Below are 15,189 nucleotides of genomic sequence, written 5' to 3'. Positions count from 1 at the left end.
ATCTAAGCTGATAGTCAGATCGCTCGGGGACGAGGATTCCGGATCCTCTCCATCCCGGTCCGCGGATACTCAAGTTGCGCCGGCGTAACCGCCTTGCAGCACCAGTCCAATTTGGTTTGTCCGGTACCGCGGCCCAAGGCGCTACCGTTAGGCGCTACACGCGCCATCCTGCGCTCAGGGATTACGCGGGCTGCGCAGCGGCCACTGGGAACCCCTGCCCTCAGTACTAGGCCTCGCGCCCAAGCTATACACAGCTGACGACTAGGACGGGGCAAACCACACGGAAAACCTGTCAATACGGGAAAAAACCTTTGACATAACGCAGAACGCGTCGTACTGCTGTATACATCATTATCTTCGAATTAAGTGGCGCAGAGTTTCGCCAACGGAGAACCGTATGGACGACAAGCTGTATGGAAGTCGTGACAAGCGCGGGCAGTGGTCACCTCATAAGCGACCCGCGCGCGAGCCCTTGTTTGTATGGCCGGCCCAACCGAGAAAGTTTCTCGTATGGATGTTCGGGTTTCCTGGATATCTGTGGCCCTGGAACGCGCTCCTGATCGGCATCTCCGTTGTCGCGTGGGTTTATCTAACGCCCACAACGGATACGATGAGAGAGCTCAGCATTGGCTGGGTGGCGGCCATTCTCCTGCGCAACGCCGCGCTGGCCCTTCTTGTATATGGTGGACTGCACATGCTGCTCTACATTCAGCGTCGCCAGGACACAAACTTCAAATACAATTCGAAGTGGCCCGACACCGACAATTCCGTATTTCTGTTCCGGAGCCAGACCGCCGAAAATGTCTTTTGGACCATGTGTAGTGGTGTGCCTGTCTGGACGGCGTACGAGGTGCTCGCGTGGTGGATGTATTCGAATGGTTACACCATGCAAGTGGATATAACGCAGCACTCAATCTACTTTGTCGGTCTACTCTTTATAACTCCGGCTTGGTTGAAGCTGCAGTTTTACATGGTCCACCGTTTGATCCACGTTGGGCCTCTCTACCACGTCATCCACAAGGTGCATCACAATAACGTTAATCCAGGGCCATGGTCGGGCTTGTCGATGCATACGTTTGAGCACATCCTGTATTTCTCGGGAGTGCTGTTCTTTTTCCTCGTGCCCTCTCATCCGATGAACGTGATGTTCTGCCTCATGATCCAGGCGCTAATCCCGGCGTTAGGCCATCTGGGCTTCGACAAGATCGTTTCCGAAGGCGGTAAACATCTCGATTCAGATGGGTACTACCACTACCTGCATCACAGGTATTTTGAGGTAAACTACGGCGACACGTTAATTCCCTTCGATGAGTGGTTCGGTACGGCGCACGATGGCTCGCAGGAGGCCGACGAGGCGATGTACAAACGAACGAAAGCCAAGAACTTCAGCCGTGGCGGGTCCAAGGTATAGGTTCTGCCAGTCTGCACTTCTCCAAGTTTGGATGCCCGATTAGCGCTGTGCAGCTTAGTTGGCACGGCGGTTCTACATCATCGGTAGCCGTGTTTGCATTGCCAGCTAGATTCGAGAGGAAAGAACATGACTAAAATAGGAGAATGGGTCGAGGTGTGCACCTCGGATGCGATAGCGCCCGAGGAAGCAATGCGGTTCTCCCAAGGAGAGCGCTCGTTTGCGATCATCCGGTCGCTAGAGGGTAACTTCTTCGCGATTGACGGGCATTGTAGCCATGAAAAGGTTCATCTCGCAGACGGCATAGTCGACGGTAACATCATCGAATGTCCCAAGCATTTTGGGACGTTCGACTACCGAACTGGCGAGGCCCGAGCTTTGCCCGCTTGCGTCGATCTCCGACGGTACGAGATCAAGGTGGACTCCAATGTTGTGTTCATCAAGATCTGAATGGACCTATCGGGAGAAGTAAGATGTCGCATGGATACCTGGCCGCAACGGCACGCTTTGCGAGCGAAATAAGGTATTCGGTTAATTCGTCGAACGAAAAAAATAATGAAGAGCAAGTTGTGGGACCGAAGATTGTTGAGCAACGATTGGCCATCTGGCGCGGTAACGTTGTTGGACTGCCAGCATGAAACAAGAACGTGCCATGATAATTGTCGGTGCGGGCGAGGCCGGAACGGCTGCGGCTGTTGCCTTAAGGCAGGGCGGGTGGCCCGGGCGCGTCATTCTGATCGGCAGTGAAGCTACGCTACCTTATGAACGGCCGCCACTATCAAAAGGCCTTTTGACCGAGGGCGAAGATAGCGGACCGAAGTTCCTTATCACTGCCCAGCGGTTGAGAGAATTGGCAATCGACTACCTTGCAGGGGTCAACGTTCTATCGATCGATCGGGCGACAAATACCGTGTCGCTTCAAGGAGGCGAGCTCTTAGCTTACGAGCGTTTGCTCTTGGCAACCGGCGCCCGCCCGCGAACGCTAGGTGTTCCAGTCGACCCAGAATGTCGCATGGTTACACTTCGTACCTACGCCGACGCTGTAGCTATTCGACAGACCCTCAGGCCAGGATGTGGTGTCGTAGTGATCGGTGGCGGTTTCATCGGGCTTGAAGTTGCTGCAAGTGCGGTATCCAGGGGCGCCTCTGTGACGGTGCTTGAGGCCGGCCCACGACTGCTCATGAGAGCGGTTCCCGCCAGCATCGCTGAGCGGATTAAAGCAAAGCACCTGGACGCCGGCGTACGCATTGAACTGGATGCTACGGTTGCTGGTATCGAGGCCGTCGAAGAGCAATCTCTGGTATCATTGGCCGACGGTCGCTCATTCCCTGCCGATCTAGTGCTGGTCGGAGTCGGTGCGGTCCCAAACGTAGAACTTGCACAGGCAGCCGGGCTAGCGATCGAAAAAGGGATTGCGGCGAGCGACACTCTTGCTACCTCCGATCCTGACATTTTTACGGCCGGCGACTGTTGTTCTTTCCCGCATCGTCTTTACGGCGAACGAGTGCGGCTAGAGGTATGGCGGAATGCATGGCAACAAGGCGCGATTGCGGCCGCCAACATGTTGGGATTGGGCTCGGCGTATGAGAGTGTCCCGTGGTTCTGGTCAGACCAGTACGACGAGACGCTCCAGATTGCTGGAATTTATAGTAATTCTGATGCCGCTGTTAACAGGGATCTTGGCGACAAGGGGCAGATCTGCTTCTACTTAGCGCCAGGCGGACGGTTAGTGGCGGCCTGCGGATTTGGCAGTCTTGCCACCATCAGTAAGGATATACGCATCGCCGAGACGATGATTGGGCGGCGTATGCGCCCAGATCCCGACGCGCTTGCAAATCCGGCAATCGCCATCAAATCTTTAGCGAGTTAGCATAGAAGGCGGCCGCCCTACAGCAATGACCTAGCAAGTTGATCTGACACCGACATGTTTTCAAAAGCGGAGCAAGTGACAATTGGAGTTGCTGAGAATGAGCGGAGAAGAGGAATCAAAGAAGGTAGGTGCGATCGAGATCCACGACCTGTTGAGAGATCGTATTTGCCTTCTAGAGTACGCTCCAGGAGCAATGCTTCGCGAGAATGATATCGCCGTTGAATTCCACGTCAGTCGGACACCAGTGCGTGAAGCTTTCCAGCGCCTGTCGATTGAAGGACTCGTGGAGGTGAGAAACGGCATTGGTACTTTCGTGACTCCTTTTGACCCCGTTCAGTTGCGTGAGGTGTTTGACCTTAGGATTGAAATGGCACAGCTTTTTGGGCGAATTGGAGCACGTGATGCGACGAGAGCGGATGTGGATGTGTTAGAGACTTTGCTTAACCGGTCGGACAATTTGGCAGAGAAATTCGATGTCGGTGAGCATTGGCAAATCAACCACATTCTCCACTTCGCGATTAGCGATCTCTTGCTGAATAGAGTGTTCCTTGACGTTTGGCATAATCTTTACTTTAGGGCGGCCCGAGCCTGGTATGAAATGTCCCGCGACATCTGGCCAGATGCGGTTCGATTGCTACAGCTAGAGATAACTGATCTGCTCACGGCAATGCGAGAGAATGACATCGAGGCAATCGGTTACATCAAACGAAACTACATAAAGTTTTCTTGGAAGCGGATCTCATCAAAGCAGCAAGCTTAGCACCGCTTCTGCCCGATTTGATGCCAGCGATCTACCCATTGTAGGCGGGCAGAACGCACAACGGCTATGGCTGATTTTCTTTCGCAAGCACCATACCAGGGGGAATTTGTATATGGACGTACGCGCCGCCGTTGCTGTTCAGGCTGGAAAGCCTCTCGAAATCATGACCGTGCAACTCGACGGTCCCCGCGATGGCGAGGTGCTGGTCGAGATCAAGGCGACCGGCATTTGCCACACCGACGAGTTCACCCTGTCCGGCGCTGATCCCGAGGGTCTGTTTCCGGCTATCCTCGGCCATGAAGGCGCCGGCGTCGTCGTCGATGTCGGCAAGGGCGTCACTTCGGTCAAGAAGGGCGACCATGTCATCCCGCTCTATACGCCGGAATGCCGCCAGTGCCCGTCCTGCCTGTCCAGAAAAACCAATCTGTGCACGGCGATCCGCGCCACGCAGGGCCAGGGTCTGATGCCGGACGGCTCGTCGCGCTTCTCGATCGGCAAGGACAAGATTTTTCACTATATGGGCTGCTCGACCTTCTCCAATTTCACCGTGCTGCCCGAGATCGCGGTCGCCAAGGTCAATCCCGACGCCCCCTTCGACAAGATCTGCTACATCGGCTGCGGCGTCACCACCGGCATCGGTGCGGTCATCAACACGGCCAAGGTCGAGCAAGGCGCTACCGCCGTCGTCTTCGGCCTCGGCGGCATCGGCCTCAACGTCATCCAGGGCCTGCGGCTTGCCGGCGCCGACATGATCATCGGCGTCGACCTGAACAACGACAAGAAAGCCTGGGGCGAGAAATTCGGCATGACGCATTTCGTCAATCCCAAGGAGATCGACGGCGATGTCGTGCCTCACCTCGTCAACATGACCAAGCGTGGCGCCGACCAGATCGGCGGTGCCGACTACACCTTCGACTGCACCGGCAGCACCAAGGTGATGCGGCAGGCGCTGGAAGCGTCGCATCGCGGCTGGGGCAAGTCGGTCGTCATCGGCGTCGCCGGCGCCGGCCAGGAGATCTCGACACGGCCGTTCCAGCTGGTCACCGGCCGCACCTGGATGGGCACCGCCTTTGGCGGCGCGCGCGGCCGCACCGACGTGCCGAAGATCGTCGACTGGTACATGGACGGCAAGATCCAGATCGACCCGATGATCACCCACAAGCTGAAGCTCGAGGACATCAACAAGGGCTTCGACCTCATGCATGAGGGCAAATCGATCCGCAGCGTCGTCGTTTACTGAGGAAAGTGCGATGCAGCAACTCAAGGTACTTCAATCCATCTGGGCAATGGAACGACGCGAACCCGATGGGTTCGAGCGAACTCTAGACGAAAACCTCCGTATGATTGCAGAAGCGTCCTTTGATGGCGTAAGCATTTTCGTCAGCAGTAGGGAGCAGACTCAGGCGATCAAACAGGCCCTCGGCGGAACCGACCTGCTCGTCGAAGCGTGCGGGCTCCCTGCGAGCGATGATGATTTGCGGCGGCAAATCGATTTTGCTGGGGAGCTTGGTGCTCTACATTTCAATGTTCAACCCGACGTAAGACTGCGTCGACTGACCGACGGGATTGAACTTATTGAGCGGTGGATGAAGATCGGCGACGGCGCTGGCCTCCCGGTTTATTTTGAGACGCACCGCAATCGGCTCACGACGGACCTCTTCTTCACACTCGATCTGCTGGAAGCCGTGCCAACCATGCCGCTGCTTGCGGACTTGTCGCATTTTCTTGTAGGTCGCGAGTTTGCTTGGCCAGTGAGCGACGAAAACCATCGGCTGATCGAAAGAATTTTAGATTCATCCTGGGCATTTCATGGTCGCGTTGCATCGCGCGAACAGGTCCAGATCGAGATCTCATTTCCCCATCATCAGATGTGGGTGAATTTATTCGCTGGCTGGTGGCGCTATGGGTTCGAAAGTTGGCGCCGCCGCGCGGGTTTTGAGGCCCAATTAAGCTTTACTTGTGAGCTTGGGCCGCGCCCTTACGCAATCACAACGAGTGCTGCCAATGACTCGACGGACCGTTGGGCTGAAGCACTGCTGATGCGGGAACTTGTAATGGGAATTTGGGCCGCGTCAGCACAGACGGGCACATAAGCCCGCATATCGAGATCATGCGGGGGATGAACATCTGCTCGAACTGAACATGGGAATTGCGCCTTGTTCGCCAGCCTCGACGTTCCACACTGCCCTTTTATGCGACTTTCGAGGCGCAAATCATGAACATGGGATGACGGATATTTGGTTCGAACTCGCGAGTCCGTTCGAGGGACCGGCCCAAAACGCTACCTAGACTACCCTGAACTCGCGGCAGCGTTTGCCGCTGACTGATCAAATGCCAGCCGCAATCGCTCCATTTCCGGCCGACTGTGCTCACGGGCGGCAAGGATCTGGGATCTTCTCTGCTTGAGCTGCTCGAGACCGAGCACCAAGGCGCCCTGCAGCCGCTTGCGATCGCCGAGAATGTCCTGGTCAATCTGCGCGATATCGCGTGGATCGATCGCTCGTGAGGGATCGAAGACAAAGCGGGCTTCGACGGACCTTCGCCAATTCAACAACTTCTGCGCGGTTTTGGGTCCGAATCCGGGCACGCTGTAAAGCTTGTTCCTCTCGACATCGAGGGCTGTTTCGACGCCGTACGACTCCAGGACCTGCTTCTTGCCCGGTCCGATGCCTTCGATCTTTGCCGATGAGATTTCAAAGTTGTCCAGGAACCGGTGCAGTTGCACCTGCCGGCGGTTGCGCTCGAGCTCCGAGATCCTGGCTACCCGTTTGGACGGCAAACTGTCCCATTCGCGCCTGAGCCCGGCGAGCACCGTCTTTTGCCGATCGAAAGCATCCGGCCCGGCCCTCTGCACCCACGCGGCTTGCGCGTTGTTCCATTGGGTGGCGGCCTCGGCCGCGACGCGCCGGTATTCCCCCTCCTCACTTTCCCTGTTCAGGAGACCTCTCAGCCCCAGAAAGACCCCCAAGGCGATGCCCAGCACCCAGATCTGCGCCATCATCAAGCCGGCGACGCCGATCACTGCGGCCGCCATGCCGGCCCGGAAGTTGGTGCGGCGCGCGTGCCCCTTGATCTTCAAGGCGTTGGGATCTGGTGTCACATTCTTCTCAGGTACGTTCGGAACCGGGCCGGGATGCGGGACGGCGTCAACCTGCCGCTGGAATCCGGCGATATCGAAAAGTGTCGCCCCGCCGGCAGGAACGACGGTTGAGAACAGCGGTACGCCCGTGGCGCCTTCCATTTTGCACCAAGGGCACGGCGATGTGCCAAGTGACCAGTGGCTGGAATTGGCGGAGCACTGCTTGAGGTTCGCCTCAAGTTCCGCCAAAGCCCCCACCCAGTCCCGGGCCACGGGCCTGCCAGCCGACGTTCCCCTTTGCGAGAAGGCATCCTCAAACATCTTTGCAAGTCGTGGGCCGGCGATGGCGAGTTCGGGGGAACTCGGAGGCCTCGCCATTCCGACCGCGGCGGCGTTCGCCCCGTAGGGAAAGCGGTATTCCTCGATCGCCTTCGAAATCGGCATGTCGCCGGTCCCCGCGTAACGGCCGGCAAAGGGGTGTTTTCCCATGAACAGCAACAGGAAGACCATCACGGCCAAACCGAAATTGTCGTGATTGGGCGTCCTCACGATGCCCGAAAACGACCTGCCCTGCAGCTCCGGCGGTGTGAAGGTCTCGATACCCACCTCGCAAAGATATTGCTGGCCCAGATAGGAGACCTGGAAGCTGTCACAGTCGATCAGGCGCACGGTAGCGTCCTGCGCCACGAGCACACCGCCGTGGTTCACATCGCCGATGACGCAGGCGTTGTCGTGAACGGCCGCAAATGCCCTCGCGGTGTTTGCCGCCACACGTGTCAGAAATCGCCAATCAACCCGCTGAAAGTCGGTTCTGCGGCTTTTGGGGCTGTAGAGCTGATGGATGCTCTTTCGCCCGCTGATCTTCGGCATGATCAGCCCGATGGGCCTGCTGTCCTTGGAGCAGACCAGCCCCGTCGGCCAGGCCGTCAGCTTTTCGAGTGAATCGGTCTTGATCTTGCCCATCGCACGGATCTTGTCGATCCTCTGCTGCTCGAGCGGCCGGTGGTAGATTTTGGCGACATGGTTCTTGTGGGCAGCCAGGTCATAGACGGCCCCCTCGCCGCCCTGGCCGACGATCTCGCCAAGTTTGAGGGCTTCCCCTCGCAGGGTGAACACCTCGCGAACCTTGGCATTCATTTTGCGGCCACCATCGGTTCAGCCGGCGATCTCGTGGCCAGGATTAGCGACTTGTCGTCATCGGTCCTCTCGCAGATCTGCGGCGAAAGCAGATAAGCCTTCAGCCCATCCGACAGCGTGGAGTCCTCGCCCGCAGCCGCCGATCGTCTGACAGCGGGAAACATCGAATCGAAGAAGGGCTGATGAACGCTGCGCGAAGCCTGGTGCAAGACAAGGTTCTCGATACCGTCCGAGAAGAGCGCGACCTCGTCAATGCGCCGCGGCGCGAACTCGAATTCGAGGGCATCCGCGAGATTTGACGACGTGACGAAGTTGGTCGTGTTTGCAAACTCGCCGTGCTGCGGCCAGAACACGTAGGACCATCCATCTTCACTGCCGTGCGAAACAACCATTGCGCCGTCGCCGACCTGGAAGAACACGGTGCTTGTGGGGCCGAGGATGGCAACAAGCAGCGTGCATGCGTAATCGCGTACCTCGTGCCCTAGTGCGCGCGCATGGGCGGCGATGCGCTCGGCAATTTCTGTCACCCAGACCAAAGCTTTTGGCCGGTCGATCTGATCGAGCGCACCGTTCTCGGCGAAGTGCACGAAAATGAGCTCCAGCAGGTTCTGCCCGGCCAGCCAAGACCCAACCTCCGAATGCGCCGCACTGCCAGCGCCGTCGCAGACAGCGGCCGCAAGGATTGGACCTTCCCTGCCCTCGATCAGGGCATGGACCGAATTATCCTGACAGGGCTTGCCGGCCGTGACATGCGAAGTGCCGATGGCGCTAGCCGACGCTATGCGCCAAGACATCACACCTCAGCCCAACCCGCGGGAGATTGGAGCGCCACGGTCTGTCCGACCTGCGACTGCGAGACGCCCGACAGCGATGCGGAGAGCCATGAGAACAGCTCGCGGAATTTGAGGCCGCTCAGTTTCAGGGGCTGGCGTGTGGAGAGCTTGGCGAGGATGTCCATGTTCGCACCTTCGACGCCAACGGCGAAGAACGAAAATGCCTTTGCCGCCTCGCCGGATTTGACCGCGTTTTCGGCAGCAACGATGCTGTCCGTAGGCGCGCCGTCCGTCATCAGAAAGACCCAGGGCCGGTAATAGGAGATGCCGTTTGCGCGGTATTCATCCTTGCGACGTCGCAACATCTCGAGGCCCTGCTCGATCGCCGCCCCCATTGGGGTGTCGCCGCTGGGCGCCAGCGTGCTAGGCGTAAACAGGTCAGCGGTCTGGAACGGCGCGACGATGTTGACCGGTCCGAAGGTGACGATGGCGACCTCGACGCGTTTCATCGCCAGGCTGTCGGCCGCGAGCTCGTCCTTGAAGGTGACAAGGCCCTGGTTCAGTGCATCGATCGGCGCTCCATTCATGGAATAGGACGTGTCAAGCAGAAGGAGGCACGGACAGCGAGGTTCGGGGTTATCCGCGAACTCTGCAGCTCCAAACGGTATCTGATCAAATTGGTTGGACATTTTACTCGCCTTTTCGCCGAAATATCGCTTCCCGCAAGCCCGGGTCTCCCGGCATTCGGCAGGCAGCGTCCAAAAATTATTGAAACCGGAATTGCAAAGCGCGTCGATGCACTTGCCCGCCCCAATTTTCAATCCCCTTCCCTATCTACAGATGCTCGGTTTCTGCTGTCAATTGACTTGAGATTTAGCCACCCAAAAGTCGATTCGACTTTCGTGGACTGCTCTGTTTTGTATTGTGCAGGAGGGTGAAATGGTCAGCCAACAACGGATCGGCTGGGGCATCGCGGTTTTCTGCGCTATCGGGTGGGCCATGTCGAGCATCGACGCCCGATCGCCACCCCCCGCCCCGCCTGCGGTCCCCGCAGTAGCCAACACCGCGGCGCCTCAGGCACAGCCGGGTAACAGTTCGATTGCCTATGCAAGGCCCGACGCCGTAGCTGCTCAGAAGCCCAACCCCATCACGGTGGTTCGCTGGCTGTACACCACCACAAAAGTTCGCGTCAGGGTCGCGCCGGACACCGGGGCGCGCATCATCACGACGCTTCCGCTAGGCGACCTGGTCCAGACCAATGGTCAACAAGGAGACTGGTACAACGTGACGGTCTCCGCACTGATCGGATGGATCCATGGCGACTACCTCAGCGAGGCAAAGCCGGTCGAGCTGACTTCGACCACACCGGTCGCGCCAGCCGCTGCACTAGATGACGGCTCGGTTTCGGAGCATGCCTCGGGCGATCCTGTCAGAGACGCCGTCGTCGGCAGATGCGACTGCCCATACGATCTGATGCGCAACGGGCGTTTATGCGGCGGTCGGAGCGCCTACAGCAAGCCTGGCGGCAGAAGCCCGGTGTGCTACTGGTAGGAATGCTGCGCCGCCAGGAGCGACCGATTGATCCACCCCAAAGTGACTTCGTCCTTGCTGACCCGTGCCCAGCGACCATTGATTTCGACCACTGTCAGAGCGGTGCCCGCCTGCACCTGACTCATCACGGCGCCGGCCATAGAAGGATCCGAACGGATATTCGCGGTCTTGGTCACGACTGCCGTGGGAATTGCTCGCCTAGCGGCGGCTCGACAGCTACCGAGGAGCCAAGATCGTTCCCCGATGACGCGGTTGGTGTTTTTTGATCATCAGCGGAGCTGGGCCAACTATCGGCAACCGGAGCGTTCTGCTGAACCGGCCCACTGGGTGCTTCCACATATGGCGGCGGATTCGAAGGCGGGACATCCCTGCTTGCCGGCTGCAGCGTTTGGGGCTGCGCTGGTTCCTGGCGATCGGTTCGGGGTGCCAATGTCGGGCTTGGCTCAGCGCCGAATTTTGTGTCGGAATTCTGGGCCACCAAGGCCGCCCCCACACCGACGACGCCGATAACGAGCAAGGAGACCTGGGCCGCACGGCTCCCCCTGGCAGCGTGGTAGATCAAGGCCACGAGGGCTGCGATCAATAGACCCAGAAAAAGAGCTGATTTGCCGCTGCGCTTGGAAGAATAGGACATGCCCGAACCGGGAAGACCAACCGTGCTCTGAATGCCGCCACGGCCCATGTTCAATGTGGGGCCGGGCTTGCCAAAGGAGGCACTGCTGAGCCCCTTCCCGGAGACGTTCAGGCGAACGCCGGGAATAAGTCTCAACGACTTTCTGTATCTAAACCTCACTGCGCCCCCGCGCGTACTTTAAAGCGAACATTAGCGTTGGGCACTTGCGAAGCAACTTCCGTTTCATAGAACTCGATGCCAAGTAGTCTATCGATTTGAAAGTCCGGTTCGCGATTGCCGGGCTTCGTCGCAACAGCGTCCACTTTTGGCCGGCCTTGATCATAAGGTGTCCCGACGTCGATCTGCAGCACCGGCAGTGGTATTTCCTGCTGCGCAAGATATGTTTTGAGGGTCTCCTGGAAGCGCTCTATGTCCGGCAACACCTTACGGCCAGCTCGGATGATTTCATCGCCCTTGGGCTCCTTAGCGAATACAACGTTGATCTGAAGGTCGGCCAGTGACGGGTTCAACACGAGGAACCGATAGAGGCAACCGAGACGGTCCTAAGCGGAGATCAGATGGCTCTGTCCGAAATTTGTATATATGTTTCGGACAGGACTGCTTGTTGATCGTCCGAAAAACCTCTACAATTTTCGGACATGAGCAGCGACTCGCCCGATCTGAAGACAGCCATGCTTGACCGCATCCGTGCCGACGCGCCGCGCAAGGTGTGGACGCCCAGTGATTTCGTGGATCTCGCCTCGCGGGACGCCGTCGATAAGGCGTTGCAGCGGTTGACGAAGGCGCAAACCCTCAGGCGAATCGATCGAGGACTCTACGATCAGCCTGGCTTCAACAAGCTCACCCAAAAAGCCAACCCGCCCGATCCGCGCTCGGTCATCGACGCCGTTGGTCGACGCGACCAAACCCGGATGCTCGTCGATGGCATGACCGCAGCAAACGATCTGGGTCTGACCGACGCGGTCCCGGCAAAAATCGTGGTGCACACAGACGCCCGCCGTCGCGCGATTAAGCTCGGTAACGTCACGATCACCTTCCGTCCGACCGCGGCCAGCAAGTTGTTCTGGGCCGGGCGACCGGCGATGCGCGTCGTCCAGGCGCTTCACTGGCTTCGCGATCTCCTAGTCCGTGAAGGAGAGAGTGATCACGTCAAGCGCAAGCTCGCCAAGCTCTTCGAAGATCCAGTTGCGGGCCCGCAGCTGAAAGGTGACATCGTTGCGGGTATGACGGCGCTGCCAACCTGGATGCGGGTGTTTCTCAAGCCGCTTGTCGAAAACGACGCTGGCGTTGGTCGTTGGCATGTCGGTGATGATGATCATGCTGGTGCCGATGTTGATCATGATCGTCAGCGACAACGAACGAAGGACGGCGACGATGATCCCGCAGCCATCGGCCGACGGAAGCCGAAACCGCACTCTGCCGACAAGACACGAACCGCCAAGCGCGACGCAACCCGGACTGCGAAGACATGAATGCGGCTTTCAACGAGGTCCTCGCGGCAGGGTCGGACACGATGTTAAGCGCCTTCGATACCACGGCGCTGCGCCTCGGCACGGCGTCCCAGAATATCGAAAAGGACTTCTGGGTCTGCTGGACGCTGGATGCCTTATTCAATGGACTGAAAGAGGGGGGACCCCGCCTTCTTTTCAAGGGCGGAACCTCCTTGTCCAAAGGCTTCGGCCTGATCAATCGCTTCTCCGAGGATATCGACGTCACGGTGTTTCGGGACGACATTGGCGAACCGGCGACTATCGAGGAGCTCGATGCGCTAAGCGGTAAGAAACGCAAGGCGCGCCTCGATGCGATCAAGGAAGCCTGCCAAGCCTACATCAACGGCCCGCTGCGCGTCGAGTTGACTCTGATCCTACAAGAAAGGCTCAAGGCCGCCGGCCTTGATACCGGGGCAGGACGAGTGGACGCGGACGATGCCGATCCCGATGGGCAGACGCTGCTGATCTGGTATCCGGCGGCAACGCCGCGATCGGATTATGTGCGAGCGGCGATCAAGATCGAGTCTGGCGCGAAATCCGCGCTCGACCCCAATAGCGAAGTGCCGATCAAACCCTATGTCGACGATGATCTGCCGGCGCTCGACCTGACCGTGCCGGCCGTGCGAACGGTCGATCCTGAACGCACCTTCTGGGATAAGATCGTCATCATCCATGGGCTGCGACGCTGGTTCGACAAGCGCGGAGAGCTGCGTGGGGGCGGCCAGCGCGTGTCTCGACACTACTATGATCTGCACCAACTCGGAGCGACGCCGGTGGGCGACGCCGCCATCGCTAACAGCGCGCTCGGCGCGGACTGCGTCGCGCACGCCCGGATGTTCTTCAATCGACCGGACTTCGATCTCGCGAGCGCCGTGCCTGGCTCGTTCGCGCTTGCACCGCATGACGCCATGATCGAACAGTTGCGCGTCGATTACAGAGCCATGAAGGGTATGATCTTCGGCGATCCTCCGGAATTTGAGGCGGTGCTCGACAGCATCCGCTCGCTCGAGACGCGTCTGAACAAGAGGCGCGATATGGAAAGCGAGGCGGCGCGATGAACCAGTTTGAGGGAGCTGCCGGTGCAGGGCAAGAGGCAGACGCGCAGCGCACGCGCCAAGCGGCAGTAACACCGCTGCGCAAGCGACGCCTCAGCGGCGAACTCTACAAGCGCGACCAGAGGGTAGAAGCGCTGATCGCCAAACTGGCGGCCCTGTCGCGTGAAGAGTTGATCGCCAGGGCTGCAATCAGGAAGCGCTCCGACCCAGCATACGTCCCCAGCGAATGTCTCGTCTATTTCATCCGCGCGAGCCGTAGCGATAATAACGAGATGTGGTTTGAGCGCCTCTATCGGATCCTGATTGAACGGGTAATGCGTAGTTTGTCCAGGGCGGAAAGCCCTGATGGCAAGACGGAATCGTTGACGCGCGGGGTCGTGCGCGACAAGGTGTTTGGCCGGTTCGTCGAGTTGCTGTCGGCGGATCGCGCCGCCTACGTCGACAAGGTCGACTACTTCGAGGTGCGTTTCGACGGCGCGCTGGCTAGCCTGCGGCGCGATGCTCAGGAGCAGGCCTGGCGCGACGAGAACCGTTCCCGACCCCTCGAATATGACGAGGAAAGCGGTGAGCTGTCACCGGAGGTCGAGGCGGCTGCCGGGGCTCACGACCCGTTCGCCTTGTCGGATTTAGACGATCCGGCTTACCGGTTGCGCCTAGATGCGGCGATTGCGGCTCTACCGATAGAACAAAGCAGGATCATTCACATGCTGAGACAGGGCTTCCCCATCGACTCAAAGGAGCCGGACGTCATGACCATCGCCCAGGCCCTGGGCCGCTCCGAAAAGACCGTCCGAACTTATCGCGACAAAGCCTTCGCCGTCCTGCGGGCCGCCATGGCCGATGGAGAAGAGCGGTGAGCCCCGCAGGAGAACGTCCAACCCGCGAGTCTGTGCTCGACGCGTTCGCGGTCGAGAGCGAGCCTGGCCGATCAACCTTGGAGCGCTATTTGCGGCTTTATCCGGAATATGCCCGAGAGCTCGTCGACCTGTCGCGCGAGCTTAGCCGCGAAGTCTACGACGATGACGCGCCGCTGGCCGCTGCCGATCAGGCCCTCCTCGACGCTGCCTGGTCGCAACACGCGGCGGCCATGCCGGCGCCGATGACCGACCCCTTCGCGGCGCTCACGGTCGCCGATTGGCGCGCCGTCGCCCAGCGTCTTGACGTGCCCCGGCAGGTCGTGACCGCGCTGCGCGAGCGACGGATCTCCCTCATCAGTATCCCGCGACGGTTTTTCGGGAGGTTGGCCGAGGCGGTGAGCACTTCGGTCACACAGTTGGAATTGTCCTGGGGCCCCGCGCAGCTGGCTGCCGGGCGCAGCTACAAGGCCGATGGCAAGCCGGCGATTGGCGGGCAGGTCACCTTCGAGCAGGTGCTGATCGACGCAGGCGTTCCGGCAGAGAAGCGCACCCGGTTGTTGGCAGAAGCGGATTAA

General features: G+C 59.1%; 15 protein-coding genes and 2 pseudogenes. 12 read left to right on the top strand and 5 right to left on the bottom strand.

The annotated features are described in order from the left end of the window. Positions 1 to 397 precede the first annotated feature (397 nt). The 6 genes from HGP13_RS36000 to HGP13_RS35970 all read left to right on the top strand — a co-directional run bounded on the left by HGP13_RS36000 (position 398) and on the right by HGP13_RS35970 (position 6,131). Positions 398 to 1,411 carry a sterol desaturase family protein gene (locus HGP13_RS36000; RefSeq protein WP_172235020.1) on the top strand — a complete coding sequence of 338 codons (1,014 nt, stop codon included), beginning with the start codon at positions 398 to 400 and terminating at the stop codon, positions 1,409 to 1,411. Between the two features lie 126 nt (positions 1,412 to 1,537). Continuing rightward, positions 1,538 to 1,858 (top strand): Rieske 2Fe-2S domain-containing protein, encoded by a 321-nt coding sequence (locus tag HGP13_RS35995; protein ID WP_172235019.1) that lies wholly within the window; start codon positions 1,538 to 1,540, stop codon positions 1,856 to 1,858. Between the two features lie 184 nt (positions 1,859 to 2,042). Continuing rightward, positions 2,043 to 3,278, top strand: a complete 1,236-nt coding sequence (locus HGP13_RS35985) for an FAD-dependent oxidoreductase (protein ID WP_172235017.1) — start codon at positions 2,043 to 2,045, stop codon at positions 3,276 to 3,278. Positions 3,279 to 3,375: 97 nt separating this feature from the next. Next, complete coding sequence (locus tag HGP13_RS35980; protein ID WP_172235016.1) at positions 3,376 to 4,038, top strand: GntR family transcriptional regulator; 663 nt, start codon at positions 3,376 to 3,378, stop codon at positions 4,036 to 4,038. A 112-nt stretch (positions 4,039 to 4,150) separates the two neighbouring features. Beyond that, positions 4,151 to 5,278, top strand: a complete 1,128-nt coding sequence (locus HGP13_RS35975; protein WP_172235015.1) for an S-(hydroxymethyl)glutathione dehydrogenase/class III alcohol dehydrogenase — start codon at positions 4,151 to 4,153, stop codon at positions 5,276 to 5,278. A gap of 10 nt (positions 5,279 to 5,288) precedes the next feature. Continuing rightward, positions 5,289 to 6,131 carry a sugar phosphate isomerase/epimerase gene (locus HGP13_RS35970; RefSeq protein WP_172235014.1) on the top strand — a complete coding sequence of 281 codons (843 nt, stop codon included), beginning with the start codon at positions 5,289 to 5,291 and terminating at the stop codon, positions 6,129 to 6,131. A gap of 197 nt (positions 6,132 to 6,328) precedes the next feature. On the opposite strand, the gene HGP13_RS35965 is transcribed toward HGP13_RS35970, so the two are convergent. Genes HGP13_RS35965 through HGP13_RS35955 form a run of 3 tightly spaced genes read right to left on the bottom strand, consistent with a single transcriptional unit; the run spans position 6,329 to position 9,716 of the window. Next, positions 6,329 to 8,254, bottom strand: coding sequence for a hypothetical protein (locus tag HGP13_RS35965; protein ID WP_172235013.1), 1,926 nt, complete (start codon positions 8,252 to 8,254; stop codon positions 6,329 to 6,331). Beyond that, a complete protein-coding gene (locus HGP13_RS35960; RefSeq protein WP_172235012.1) occupies positions 8,251 to 9,048 on the bottom strand; it encodes a PP2C family serine/threonine-protein phosphatase in 798 nt (265 codons plus the stop codon). Before HGP13_RS35960 ends, HGP13_RS35965 begins: the two co-directional genes overlap by 4 nt. After that, a complete protein-coding gene (locus HGP13_RS35955; RefSeq protein WP_172235228.1) occupies positions 9,048 to 9,716 on the bottom strand; it encodes a VWA domain-containing protein in 669 nt (222 codons plus the stop codon). Before HGP13_RS35955 ends, HGP13_RS35960 begins: the two co-directional genes overlap by 1 nt. A 250-nt stretch (positions 9,717 to 9,966) precedes the next feature. Here HGP13_RS35955 and HGP13_RS38890 point away from each other — a divergent pair. Beyond that, positions 9,967 to 10,347, top strand: a pseudogene (locus HGP13_RS38890) (SH3 domain-containing protein); the annotation flags it as partial. Between the two features lie 126 nt (positions 10,348 to 10,473). After that, positions 10,474 to 10,578 (top strand): annotated as a pseudogene (locus HGP13_RS38885) (SH3 domain-containing protein); the annotation flags it as partial. Here the strand turns inward: HGP13_RS38885 and HGP13_RS35945 are convergent. Together HGP13_RS35945 and HGP13_RS35935 are read right to left on the bottom strand one after the other, a co-directional pair. Then, positions 10,569 to 10,754, bottom strand: coding sequence for an SH3 domain-containing protein (locus tag HGP13_RS35945; RefSeq protein ID WP_281411013.1), 186 nt, complete (start codon positions 10,752 to 10,754; stop codon positions 10,569 to 10,571). The pseudogene HGP13_RS38885 and the gene HGP13_RS35945 sit on opposite strands and share 10 nt — an antisense overlap. 613 nt (positions 10,755 to 11,367) lie before the next feature. After that, the gene (locus HGP13_RS35935; protein ID WP_172235008.1) at positions 11,368 to 11,721 is read right to left on the bottom strand and encodes a hypothetical protein; all 354 of its coding nucleotides are present in this window, start codon (positions 11,719 to 11,721) and stop codon (positions 11,368 to 11,370) included. 162 nt (positions 11,722 to 11,883) lie between these two features. On the opposite strand from HGP13_RS35935, the gene HGP13_RS35930 reads away from it, so the two are divergent. From HGP13_RS35930 to HGP13_RS35915, 4 genes are read left to right on the top strand one after another with little or no spacing between them, the layout of a single operon-like run. After that, positions 11,884 to 12,684, top strand: coding sequence for a DUF6088 family protein (locus HGP13_RS35930; protein WP_246707516.1), 801 nt, complete (start codon positions 11,884 to 11,886; stop codon positions 12,682 to 12,684). Next, entirely contained in the window at positions 12,681 to 13,760 is a 1,080-nt protein-coding gene (locus tag HGP13_RS35925) for a nucleotidyl transferase AbiEii/AbiGii toxin family protein (protein WP_172235006.1), read from the top strand. The genes HGP13_RS35930 and HGP13_RS35925 overlap by 4 nt, the downstream gene beginning before the upstream one ends. Further along, positions 13,757 to 14,614, top strand: a complete 858-nt coding sequence (locus tag HGP13_RS35920) for a DNA-binding response regulator (protein ID WP_172235005.1) — start codon at positions 13,757 to 13,759, stop codon at positions 14,612 to 14,614. The genes HGP13_RS35925 and HGP13_RS35920 overlap by 4 nt, the downstream gene beginning before the upstream one ends. Beyond that, on the top strand, positions 14,611 to 15,189 hold the full coding sequence (locus HGP13_RS35915; protein WP_172235004.1) for a hypothetical protein: 579 nt from the start codon (positions 14,611 to 14,613) through the stop codon (positions 15,187 to 15,189). Before HGP13_RS35920 ends, HGP13_RS35915 begins: the two co-directional genes overlap by 4 nt.

It is taken from the genome of Mesorhizobium sp. NZP2077 (assembly GCF_013170805.1).
GTDB lineage: Bacteria > Pseudomonadota > Alphaproteobacteria > Rhizobiales > Rhizobiaceae > Mesorhizobium.
The sequence above is the reverse complement of the archived record's forward strand: the minus strand, read 5'-3'. Positions and strand labels throughout refer to the sequence as shown.

What these genes read in the sequence shown, in the direction of transcription:
- HGP13_RS36000 (WP_172235020.1), top strand. Translation starts at nt 398, where the DNA reads ATGGACGACAAGCTGTATGGAAGTCGTGACAAGCGCGGGCAGTGGTCA.
- HGP13_RS35995 (WP_172235019.1), top strand. Translation starts at nt 1,538, where the DNA reads ATGACTAAAATAGGAGAATGGGTCGAGGTGTGCACCTCGGATGCGATA.
- HGP13_RS35985 (WP_172235017.1), top strand. Translation starts at nt 2,043, where the DNA reads ATGAAACAAGAACGTGCCATGATAATTGTCGGTGCGGGCGAGGCCGGA.
- HGP13_RS35980 (WP_172235016.1), top strand. Translation starts at nt 3,376, where the DNA reads ATGAGCGGAGAAGAGGAATCAAAGAAGGTAGGTGCGATCGAGATCCAC.
- HGP13_RS35975 (WP_172235015.1), top strand. Translation starts at nt 4,151, where the DNA reads ATGGACGTACGCGCCGCCGTTGCTGTTCAGGCTGGAAAGCCTCTCGAA.
- HGP13_RS35970 (WP_172235014.1), top strand. Translation starts at nt 5,289, where the DNA reads ATGCAGCAACTCAAGGTACTTCAATCCATCTGGGCAATGGAACGACGC.
- HGP13_RS35965 (WP_172235013.1), bottom strand. Translation starts at nt 8,254, where the DNA reads ATGAATGCCAAGGTTCGCGAGGTGTTCACCCTGCGAGGGGAAGCCCTC.
- HGP13_RS35960 (WP_172235012.1), bottom strand. Translation starts at nt 9,048, where the DNA reads ATGTCTTGGCGCATAGCGTCGGCTAGCGCCATCGGCACTTCGCATGTC.
- HGP13_RS35955 (WP_172235228.1), bottom strand. Translation starts at nt 9,716, where the DNA reads ATGTCCAACCAATTTGATCAGATACCGTTTGGAGCTGCAGAGTTCGCG.
- HGP13_RS35930 (WP_246707516.1), top strand. Translation starts at nt 11,884, where the DNA reads ATGCTTGACCGCATCCGTGCCGACGCGCCGCGCAAGGTGTGGACGCCC.
- HGP13_RS35925 (WP_172235006.1), top strand. Translation starts at nt 12,681, where the DNA reads ATGAATGCGGCTTTCAACGAGGTCCTCGCGGCAGGGTCGGACACGATG.
- HGP13_RS35920 (WP_172235005.1), top strand. Translation starts at nt 13,757, where the DNA reads ATGAACCAGTTTGAGGGAGCTGCCGGTGCAGGGCAAGAGGCAGACGCG.